The following is a 3518-nucleotide window of genomic DNA, read 5'->3' on the forward strand; positions in this document are numbered from 1 at the left end:
AGAGTACGTGTACAAGAGATCCGTGGAGCCAGAATCCTTTTTCCATTGACGAGGCTTCAAAAAGATATCTTCAAGGCGTTTGAAGTCAAAGAGCCTGAGTAGGTATAAGAAAAGCCGGGATTTCAGGTTATCTTCTTTATGGTGACTACGACCCCTTCAGCATCAAGGTCACTCACATCCTGAATCAGAAGGCGGGAATTGGCTGGACCTCCTACTCCCACACAGGTGCACCGGTCATCACCTCCGCCATGGGCGTGGGCGAGGAGGTCTTCAACGGCTACTACCACCAGTCCGATCTTGGAAAAAAACTGCTTTCCACCATGGGCTTCAGTCCCCGCTATGCCGATGCAGCTTTCGAAACAGGGGAAATCCGTCAGGCTGCGGCAGCCGGATTCTGATGCGACAGGTATTGTCGTAAAGGTACGTGATGACAGGGAATGCAGGACATTCCCTGTCTTTTTTGCATACGCAGCACCGGAGAACGACCATGCGCAAAAGCCAGACCCGCTCCGAAGCCCTTCTTGTGGGCTTTTTTTTTCTCCTGACCCTTCTGCTTTTTTTTCTGCCCACGGGTTTTGAGGAACGCAGAGATCCCAACTCCCTGCGCTGCCGGGGCGAGGTGGTGGAGGTGGACAACGCCTTTCTGCGTCAGTACGGCATGGTACGCACGGGCAGTCAGAATCTTGTGCTGCGTATTGTTTCAGGAGAGAAAAAGGGAGAACTTGCGGATTCGGCCAACCATCTCCTTGGAAAACTGGATCTCGACCGCCTGTATCAGGCTGGCGACCGGGTACTGATGGTGCTGACTCTGGACGGAGACCGCATCCGCCATGCCCAGGTGATGGATCATTATCGCCTCAATATGCAGGTCTGGCTTGCGGGGAGCTTTGCCCTGCTGCTGGTGGCCTTTGCCGGATGGACGGGAATGCGGGCCCTGCTTTCCTTTGTTTTCACGGGGCTCATGGTCTGGAAGGTCCTCATTCCCGGCTTTTTAAAGGGCTGGGACCCCATGGTCACGGCCCTTCTTGTGGTCATGCTGCTCAGTGCCGCCATCCTGTTTCTTGTGGCGGGATGGAACCGGAAAGGCTTCACAGCCTTTGCTGGCTGCCTTCTGGGCCTTGCCTGCACCGCCCTCCTTGCCCTTTTTGTGGCCCCTGCCTTCAAGCTCCACGGTGCCATCAAGCCCTTTTCAGAAACCCTGATGTACACGGGCTATGCCCATCTGGATCTCACCCGCATCTTCCTTGCCACCATCATCATGGCCGCCTCCGGTGCGGTGATGGATCTGGCCATGGACATTGCCGCCAGCATGGATGAGGTGGTGTCCCAGAATCCCCGGATCACCCGCAGCGAAGCCATGTTCTCCGGTTTCCGGGTGGGAAGGGCTGTCATGGGAACCATGAGCACCACTCTGCTTCTGGCCTACTCCAGCAGTTACATTTCCCTGCTCATGGTCTTTATGGCCCAGGGTATTCCCATGGCCAACATGCTCAACCTCAATTATGTGACGGCGGAGCTTCTCAACACCATACTGGGAAGTTTCGGACTTCTGGCCGTGGCTCCCTTCACGGCCCTGGCCGGAGCCTTTTTTCTGGTTCCAGGAAAGCGGCCCGAAAGGGGGAAAGTGGCGGAGACAGAGACATTCCTGCCGGATACGGTTCAGCTCTGATGCCTTGTGCGTATCAGCCTGCATCTCCGCTGTCCGGGCTTAAAAGACCTGGGGCCTGGGCAGCATAATCTTAAAACATCCTCTCTGCCGATGATTCAGGGGAGCGGTATCTGTTCTGGCCGGGCAGGGGAAAAGAGGCCCGGTGCGGCTCCGCCACTGGACCTGATTTCAATCCGTTTTCAGTTTTTTTCATGTGTGTTATAGCTTTTTTGGCTCCGAAACCTTTGTCTTCCCGAAGGTGCGAGGGGCCGATGATCCGGAAGGCATACGTCTTTTTCCGGGTCCCATGCGCCGTCTGAACCAGAAACCCCCTTTAAGAAGCAGGCCCTTGCCATGGATGAAACCCCTGACCACATCATTGATACCCCCTCCTGGCTGCCCGTCTGGCTGGAAGACTTCTGGGATCTCCTCGCCACCTATCCCATCTTTCTCGCCCTTGTCATTCTCCTGATCGGATTCAGTCTCGCCTTTCTAATCCGCCATTTTATCCTCTTCTGGGGACTGAAGCTGACCAAGCGGGCCAATGCTGATCTTTTCGGACAACTGGTACGCATGGGCGCAGGGGTTGCCGGACTGCTTGTGGGCTACATCAGCCTTGTCACGGCGCTGCATACCCTGCCCCTGGGGCAGTTTGTCACCACCATCGCGGTACGCATTCTCATCAGCTTTCTGATTCTTCAGCTGATGCGCACAGCCTTAAAGGCCAGCCATGTCTTTCTGGAGATTCTCGGCAAGGTGCGGGACCGTTTCGCCATTGTGGAAGAACGCACTCTGCCGCTTTTTGATCTCATCATGACGGTCATCATCATCGCCATCGGCTCCTATGCCCTGCTGCAGGTCTGGAACATCGACGCCACGGCCTGGCTGGCTTCCGCAGGGGTCATCGGTATTGCCGTGGGTTTTGCGGCAAGGGACACCCTCGCGAACCTGTTTTCCGGATTTTTCATCATCGCCGATGCCCCTTACAAACTGGGGGACTATGTGGTGCTCGGTTCCGGGGAAAGGGGAGAGATCACCAAGGTAGGCATCCGCTCCACCCGACTGCTCACCCGCGATGACGTGGAAATCATCGTTCCCAATGCGGTGATGGCCAACTCCAAAATCGTGAATGAATCCGGCGGACGCTGGGTGAAATACCGTATCCGTATCAAGGTGGGCGTGGCCTATGGCTCGGATGCGCGGCAGGTGGTGAAGGTGCTGGATGGGGTGGCAAGGGAAAACGCCAAGGTATGCAAAAACCCCGAACCCAGGGTGAGGCTTCGGGGCTTTGGAGATTCGAGCCTCAATTTTGAACTGCTCTGCTGGATTGAAAAACCGGAACAGCGGGGCCTGGTTTCCCATGAACTGTACATGGCCCTCTATGAGGCCCTGAAGGAAAACGGCATTGAAATTCCCTTTCCCCAGCAGGATGTATGGATTCGGAAAGTTCCGGAAACCATGGAATCCTGAGGGGGGATCGGATTCATAACACATGCTCTTGCCGGAAACGCGCCTTTTCTTTCAGGGCAGCGGATGATCACTGAGCAGATCCAGGTCAAACCAGGCATCCTGATTCGTATCAGCCATTGCTGGAAATAAAAACTCCCAGGATCTTCATGATACTCCCTGAAGATGCTCAGCCCTTTTCCTGCGCCATCAGCCAGGAGGAGAGATTTCCGATGAGTTCTCCAAGCTCTTTGTGTTTTACCACTTCCTCTGCCCGTTCCGGGTTCGTCCAGATCCTGCACCGCATACCGGATTCGGGCCAGTTTTCAGAAAACTCCGTCACCTGCATGGCAAAAACCCTCACCTCACAGATGCGCCGCCATTTTTCAAAGCGGTACAGCCCCAAAGGCTGAGGAGAAAGGAG

Annotated in this window: 4 protein-coding genes; 3 read left to right on the forward strand and 1 reads right to left on the reverse strand. The window is 55.4% G+C overall.

The features are described 5' to 3' along the window. The first annotated feature begins 248 nt into the window (after positions 1-248). The 3 genes from RBR60_RS16395 to RBR60_RS16405 all read left to right on the forward strand — a co-directional run bounded on the left by RBR60_RS16395 (position 249) and on the right by RBR60_RS16405 (position 3118). Positions 249-398, forward strand: coding sequence for a hypothetical protein (locus tag RBR60_RS16395; RefSeq protein WP_320358797.1), 150 nt, complete (start codon positions 249-251; stop codon positions 396-398). 89 nt (positions 399-487) lie between these two features. Then, positions 488-1669, forward strand: a complete 1182-nt coding sequence (locus RBR60_RS16400) for a YibE/F family protein (RefSeq protein WP_320358799.1) — start codon at positions 488-490, stop codon at positions 1667-1669. 333 nt (positions 1670-2002) lie between these two features. After that, positions 2003-3118, forward strand: a complete 1116-nt coding sequence (locus RBR60_RS16405) for a mechanosensitive ion channel family protein (RefSeq protein WP_320358801.1) — start codon at positions 2003-2005, stop codon at positions 3116-3118. Positions 3119-3284: 166 nt separating this feature from the next. Here RBR60_RS16405 and RBR60_RS16410 read toward each other — a convergent pair. Further along, positions 3285-3518: hypothetical protein (locus RBR60_RS16410; protein WP_320358803.1), on the reverse strand; the 234-nt coding region annotated here is incomplete at its 5' end.

This window comes from Desulfobotulus sp. (assembly GCF_034006065.1).
Lineage (GTDB): Bacteria > Desulfobacterota > Desulfobacteria > Desulfobacterales > ASO4-4 > Desulfobotulus.